The sequence below is a fragment of the Amedibacillus sp. YH-ame6 genome (genome assembly GCF_053848845.1).
On sequence record NZ_JBSPEZ010000021.1, the window covers coordinates 1 to 6,426 of the forward strand.

At 34.1% G+C, this 6,426-nt stretch carries 5 protein-coding genes and 1 other annotated feature; of the genes, 1 reads left to right on the forward strand and 4 read right to left on the reverse strand.

Features of this window, described 5'->3' with window-relative positions; all coding sequences use genetic code 11:
* Nucleotides 1–377: 377 nt before the first annotated feature.
* The 4 genes from ACWG0P_RS12475 to leuS all read right to left on the reverse strand — a co-directional run bounded on the left by ACWG0P_RS12475 (nt 378) and on the right by leuS (nt 5,092).
* A complete protein-coding gene (locus tag ACWG0P_RS12475) occupies nt 378–533 on the reverse strand; it encodes a hypothetical protein (RefSeq protein WP_455801987.1) in 156 nt (51 codons plus the stop codon).
* Nucleotides 534–796: 263 nt separating this feature from the next.
* Complete coding sequence (locus ACWG0P_RS12480) at nt 797–1,534, reverse strand: YebC/PmpR family DNA-binding transcriptional regulator (protein ID WP_455801988.1); 738 nt, start codon at nt 1,532–1,534, stop codon at nt 797–799.
* A 130-nt stretch (nt 1,535–1,664) separates the two neighbouring features.
* Nucleotides 1,665–2,441: an N-acetylmuramoyl-L-alanine amidase family protein gene (locus tag ACWG0P_RS12485; protein ID WP_455801989.1), complete on the reverse strand. Its 777-nt coding sequence runs from the start codon at nt 2,439–2,441 to the stop codon at nt 1,665–1,667.
* 251 nt (nt 2,442–2,692) lie between these two features.
* Nucleotides 2,693–5,092 (reverse strand): leucine--tRNA ligase, encoded by a 2,400-nt coding sequence (leuS, locus tag ACWG0P_RS12490; RefSeq protein WP_455801990.1) that lies wholly within the window; start codon nt 5,090–5,092, stop codon nt 2,693–2,695.
* 36 nt (nt 5,093–5,128) lie between these two features.
* Nucleotides 5,129–5,326: a binding site (T-box leader), on the reverse strand.
* A 159-nt stretch (nt 5,327–5,485) separates the two neighbouring features.
* On the opposite strand from leuS, the gene ACWG0P_RS12495 reads away from it, so the two are divergent.
* A partial coding sequence (locus ACWG0P_RS12495) for an ISNCY family transposase (protein WP_455801991.1) occupies nt 5,486–6,426 on the forward strand: 941 nt, incomplete at its 3' end.

The following is a 6,426-nucleotide window of genomic DNA, read 5'->3' on the forward strand; positions in this document are numbered from 1 at the left end:
TAGGACTTCCTTCAGATTCCATCTCACGATGGACACCCTTGTCTTCGACTAGTGGTTAGCGACTAAACCTCCACAGTGGACTTTCACCACTTAGATGTATGCCATGCCCGGCACACGAAAAAAAGAAGCCTTTGGTTTCTGGCTTCTTTATAATATATTTACTTCTCGACACATAAAAACAGGTATTTGATTCTATGTCTGTTCCATAGCGTTCATATAACTGCTTTTTCTATTTAATTAACCATTCTATTTAAAGGCTTAATTCTCAAAATCAATCTATTATTTATATTACTAAAATAATCGACAAAACCATATATAATGTTAATTATATTTCTTGTTTTATTATATATAGCAACAAATCAAATCTTTCAAATTTATCATTTTTTTGTACTATCATTCAATAATTTTGATAATTGCTTACTCATTGCATCTAATTTCAAATTCATTTTATTTAATAAATAAATACAAATAACAATAAGAATGAATGGAAAAAATTTTACAAACATAATGATATAATCATAAGGTGTAAACATGTATTATCCCCCTCCTTATGATGTCATTATAAACCTTGCTATTATAATAATCAATAAATATTGTCACAGTCTAATCTAGATCAAACTTGTCAATCATATTCAAACACTATAAAAACTTAATGGAATATTAAATTAGCTAGATTTTACAAAGAATTATTAGCCCTATTTAAGATGCAAATTTAATTAATATTGTAATTTTACAAGTCATTGACAAACGTGATTTCCAAGTAAAAAAAAAAAGAAGCGTAAGTATCTTCTTCTCTTTATTCAACTGGATCATTGATGTTTTGACAATTATGATATACCTGTTGTACATCATCTACATCGTCTAATAATGTTACTAAACGCTGGAAGAGTTTTAAGTCTTCTCCCTCTAGTGTAATATATTCATTTGGAATCATAGTATCTTCCATAACTTCAAATTCAACACCAGGGATTAGTCCTTCAACAGCTTCTTTCGCTTTGTTTAAATCTGTAGATTCTACTGTAATGGTCATATCTTCACCATCTACTTCAATATCCTTAAGTTCAACTTCGCCCATAATCAATGCGTCCATCATAGCTTCTTCATCCGTATATTTGATTACGATTAAACCAACATGTTCATAATTAAAAGATGCACATCCAGCAACTCCTAATTTCGCATGCGATTTATTAAAACAAGCACGTAAATCTGCAATGGTACGATTTGCATTGTCTGTTAAACAGTCAATGATTACCGTTGCGCCTCCATTTGAACCAAAACCTTCATATGTTGCGGCAGAATAATTTTCTGTACTTCCACCCTTTGCTTTTTCGATGGCGCGTTTAATAACATCCGCAGGTACTTGGTTTGCTTTTGCGCGTTCAATTACTTTTTTTAGAGGCATATTCATATCCGGATCAGGAACTCCAGCTTTTGCTGCCATTAAAATTTCCTTACCAAAACGTGAATATACTTTCGCTTTTGCGTTTGCCGTTTTCTGCATAGCTGCAGCACGTACTTCAAAATGTCTACCCATTATCAATCACTCTCCAAATTTCCTAATCTAGTATAGCATATTACACTGATTAATGGCAAATAGAACTTTATAAGAATTGTTCTATTTACTGTATTACATAACAAAGAAACAAAATATTCTACGATATAGGTTATTTCTCCTGTTTTGTATCTATAACTGCTTTTGCAATCGCCTCTCCGATTGCTTTTTGTCCTGCATCTTTTCTCAAATAAGCAAGATCAGAGGAATCACTAACAAACCCCATTTCAACCAGAACTGCAGGTCTTTCATTCTTTTTGACCACATGTAAAGTATCACCATTTTGTGCATAGCGAGCTTGGCTATAATTCAATTTTGAAAGTTCTTGCATAATATTGTTGGCATAATTCATGCTTTCTCCTACACCTTCATTTGCATATGTATCAAATCCATAAGCGCGTTGAGATACAAGTTCACTAAAATTCAAATGCAAGGAAACAAACAAATCTGCTTGATTTGCAGATGCTATATCTACTCGATTTTGTAAATCTTTTATTTCATAATCACCTACAGAAACATCTTTATCCCTTGTATATACAACTCGATAATCATTTTTTTCAAGGTATGCGCCCATATATTTTGCTACAGAAAGTACAACGTCTTTCTCATACACTCCATCAAAGTCACTGCCTGGATCATATCCACCATGTCCTGGATCAATCACAATGACTCCCTTCATATGTTTCTGTTTCACACTTGTCTCTTCTTTGCTTTCCTCTACAAAGTTATCGACAGCTTTCACGACACTATCTTCTCTTGCATTTATAATGTATGAAATGGTTGTACCACTAACTACAAATATAAATAGGCAAGATAGGATAAAAACCATCTTCATTTCATCATTCGATTTTTTTATAATCCTTATGATTATTCTTCTAATATTTTTCATGCAGATATTCTATCATGTTTTTTTGTTCATATCAATCATGAAATTTATAGTCTATATTCTCATTTTTTGATTTCATGTGTACGCTCCACAACCTTACTATTTGATATTGTATTTCGCTCTAGTCATTAAAAACATTTTACAATAGTGTTTATATTTTATGTAGATAGAATTAACAAATTTAATAAAAATATAATTTATATGTTTGGGTTTCAAAAATGCGTATACACCATTTATGGTATATACGCACTCCTTTAATTCGCAACTATGTTTACTACTTTACCTTTTACTACAATCATTTTACGGATTGTTTTTCCTTCTAATTGCGTTGCTACACTTCCAATTTTTAATGCTTCTTCTTTTAGTGTATCTTCATTACTACCATTTGGTACGCTGAATTTACCTCTCAATTTACCATTGACTTGCACGATGATTTCTATTTCATCTTCCACTAACATAGCTTCATCATATACAGGCCAAGGTGAGTACGTAATGGAATCGGTTGCTTGGAATACATTTGCCCACAATTCTTCACCAGCATGTGGTGCGAAACATGCGAACATTTTCAAGAATCCTTTCGCATATTCTACATAAATTTGATCCGCTTTATAACATTCGTTGATAAAAATCATCATTTGAGAAATCGCAGTATTCAAATTTAGTGTTTCTACATCGTTTGTTACTTTCTTGACTGTCGCATGGTATACCTTATCAAGTTTACCATCATTTGTATCTGAGAACTTATCATACTCGGTATACAAACGCCATACACGATCAATCCATTTACGTGCACCATCTAATCCATTGGTATTCCAAGGAAGAGCTGCTTCCAAAGGTCCCATGAACATTTCATAAACACGCAATGCATCTGCACCATGTGTTTCGATAATATCATCAGGATTTACAACATTCCCTCTTGATTTTGACATTTTTTCATTGTTTTCTCCAAGAATCATCCCTTGGTGGAACAATTTTCCAAATGGTTCTTTTGTTGTCACAACTCCACAATCATACAATACTTTATGCCAGAATCTTGCGTATAGTAAGTGTAGAACAGCATGTTCTGCACCACCTACATATAAATCTACTGGTAACCAGTGTTTCAATAGTTCCGGATCCGCAATTGCGTCTTCATTTTTAGGATCAATATAACGTAAATAATACCAACAAGAACCTGCCCATTGAGGCATTGTATTGGTTTCTCTTGTACCTTTTACTCCATCGATTTCAACTTGTAGCCAATCTTCACAATGTGCTAATGGAGATTCTCCACTATCACTAGGTTTGAAGTTCTTCGTCTCTGGCAATTCTAAAGGAAGTTCATCTATATCTACAGTACGTGTAGTTCCATCTTCCATTTGGATAATTGGAATTGGTTCCCCCCAATAACGTTGTCTTGAGAATAACCAGTCACGTAATTTGTAAGTCGTTTTTGCACATCCGCATGCGTGCTCTTCTAACCAAGCAATCATAGTGTCAATGGCTTCTTGTTTCCCCATTCCATCTAAGAAACCAGAATTGATATGTGTACCATCTTCTGTGTATGCTTCTTTACTAATATCTCCGCCTTCCAATACTTGAACGATCTCGATATCAAATTTCTTTGCAAATTCATAGTCACGTGTATCGTGCGCTGGAACCGCCATAATAGCTCCTGTTCCATAGCTTGCTAGTACATAATCAGAAATCCAAATTGGCACTTCTTTACCATTGACTGGATTGATCGCATACGCACCTGTAAACACACCTGTTTTATCTTTGTTTAATTCTGTACGTTCCATATCTGATTTGGTAGCACATGCCTTTTTATAAGCATCAATTTCAGCCTTTTGTGATGCTGAAGTAATTTCGTCTACATAAGGATGCTCTGGTGACATAACACAATAGGTAGCCCCAAAAAGTGTATCACAACGTGTTGTAAATACAGTGAACTCTTTATTTGTATCTTTGATTTTAAAGTTCACATTTGCACCTTGTGATTTTCCAATCCAATTGATTTGCATTTCTTTTGTAGAAGAAGGCCAATCACATAAATCCAAATCTTCTAGTAAACGTTCTGCATATTCGGTAATCTTTAAAACCCATTGACGCATAGGTTTACGAATAACAGGATATCCTCCACGTTCACTCTTTCCATCGATGACTTCTTCATTCGCAAGTACCGTTCCAAGTTCAGGACACCAGTTTACAGGGATTTCATCCACATATGCCAATCCTTTGTTGTAAAGTTGTAAGAAAATCCACTGTGTCCATTTATAGTAATCTTTATCAGTCGTTGAAATTTCACGGTCCCAATCATAGGAAAAACCCAAAGCTTGAATTTGCTCACGGAAATGATCAACATTCTTCTTTGTAAATTCTGCAGGATGGTTCCCTGTTTGAATCGCAAACTGCTCTGCAGGTAAACCAAACGCATCCCATCCCATTGGATGTAATACATTGTAACCTTGCATACGTTTCATTCTAGAAATGATATCTGTTGCTGTATATCCTTCTGGATGTCCTACATGCAATCCATTTCCACTAGGATATGGAAACATATCCAATACATAACATTTTGGTTTTTCAAAATCCCATGTATCACATGCAAACGTTTTATTGGTTAACCAATAGTTTTGCCACTTTTTCTCAATACTCTTATGTTCGTAACTCATACAATCTCTCCTTTTTCATATAAAAAAACGCCCTCATCTAAGGACGTTATAAGTAACGCGGTACCACCTTAGTTCATCTTTTACAAGATGCCCTTCATTTCTTCTTAACGCGAAGTTACACGGATCATGTGATCAAGCTCCTTAACGAGTTCCCAAGTTATCTGTATCAGCTTACACCAACCGCTGACTCTCTATAACAGTGCACAAGGTACTACTTTAATTCAATGCTTATCTGCCATTTAGTATATCGAAAATTACGAAAATAGTCAATGATTTCTAAAGAATTCTAGAATCCATCTCATTCGAAAATGATAATGTCTCAATGTATCAATATTGAAAATGTCCCAATGTAATTTAATAAAAGTATATAATATCTCCTTAAGGGAGGTCATTATGAGAAAGGTTGAATTAAGAATGAATGAAGAATATAAATATGAGATTATAAAAAACTTATCAGATACAAATGGGAATAAGAAAGCTGTTGCTATCAAGTTGAAATGTACTATACGTACAGTTAATCGATTACTGACAAAATACAAACTGGAAGGTAAAGCAGGTTTCCTACATGGTAATAGAGGTAAAAATCCTTCGACTACAATCCACAACTCTATCAGGCAAAGAATTATCAATTTATATATCGACGGCTATGGTGATGCTAATTTTACTCACTTCTGCGAAATAGTTAATGAAGAACTTGGTCATAAAATAAGTGATACAACTCTTAATAGATGGCTAAGGGATGAAGGTATCATTTCACCTAAAGCCAAAAGAAAAACTAAAAAATTTATGAAAAAATTATTAAAAACAAAATTAGATGTAACCAAGTCAGAGAAAGTTAAAAACGAAATAAAAGAAGCGATAGCTGTGATTGATTCTAAAGATGCTCATCCTACTAGATCAAGATCCAAATACATGGGTGAAATGATTCAAATGGATGCGTCATCATTTCATTGGATCCCTAATGAAGTATGGCATTTGCATTTAGCTGTTGATGATTCAACAGGAACGGTTGTAGGAGCCTATTTTGATACACAAGAGACATTAAACGGGTATTACCATGTCTTTCATAGGATATTGATGGATTTTGGAATACCTGCGATGTTTTATACAGATAGGCGCACTGTGTTTGAATACAAAAGAAAAAACACCGCATTTGATGACGATGATACATTTACTCAGTTCTCTTATGCATGTCATCAATTGGGTGTAGAAATTAAGACTACGAGCGTGGCCCAGGCTAAAGGAAGAGTCGAAAGACTTAATCAAACATTCCAAAGCAGATTACCTGTAGAACTAAGACGCGCTCATATAAAAGATATAGACGCAGCTAATGA

Bases quoted from the DNA above. Each gene is read 5' to 3' on its own strand.
- ACWG0P_RS12475 (WP_455801987.1), bottom strand. From the start codon at position 533: ATGTTTACACCTTATGATTATATCATTATGTTTGTAAAATTTTTTCCA.
- ACWG0P_RS12480 (WP_455801988.1), bottom strand. From the start codon at position 1,534: ATGGGTAGACATTTTGAAGTACGTGCTGCAGCTATGCAGAAAACGGCA.
- ACWG0P_RS12485 (WP_455801989.1), bottom strand. From the start codon at position 2,441: ATGAAAAATATTAGAAGAATAATCATAAGGATTATAAAAAAATCGAAT.
- leuS (WP_455801990.1), bottom strand. From the start codon at position 5,092: ATGAGTTACGAACATAAGAGTATTGAGAAAAAGTGGCAAAACTATTGG.